The sequence below is a fragment of the Polaromonas sp. P1_G1 genome (genome assembly GCF_056405595.1).
The window spans coordinates 1-417 of the sequence record NZ_JBFUBU010000223.1 but is presented as its reverse complement, the minus strand read 5'-3'; the positions used below and the strand labels follow the sequence as shown (position 1 = coordinate 417).

At 62.4% G+C, this 417-nt stretch carries 1 protein-coding gene; it reads right to left on the bottom strand.

Annotated elements, in window-relative coordinates; all coding sequences use genetic code 11:
* Positions 1-69: 69 nt before the first annotated feature.
* The coding region (locus AC1D1Y_RS26580) for a 2-dehydro-3-deoxygalactonokinase (protein ID WP_477684980.1) at positions 70-417 on the bottom strand (348 nt) is incomplete at its 5' end.

Here is a 417-nt window from a genome sequence, read left to right as displayed (position 1 = left end):
GCACTAGCCCGCGCAAGATGGCCACCAAGGGGGTGTGGCGCGCACGCGCCAACAGTTCCAGGGAATCGCTCATAGTGGTTTCCAGTTCAAGTGAATGTGGTGGACTGCCGCCACAAAGGCGGCCTTGGCATCAAGGATGTCGAACGACAAGCCCAGATGCTGGGCCGCGGTTTGGTAGTGGGCCGCCAACTGCGGTGAACCCAGCAGCTTGAACGTGCCCTGCGGGCCCGTGCCTGCACTGCCCTGCAGCACGTCTTTGAGTTCAGTGCCAATGAGCAAACCGCTCAAGTAGGCGGTGGTGCTGGAGGCGGGCATGTCCTTGCAGACCACACGCGCCCGGACGCTGAAAATCTGGTGGCTCAGCGCATGGTGGCCTGCGGCCTTCACGCCTTCTGCAAAAGCTGTCTCGTCCCACAC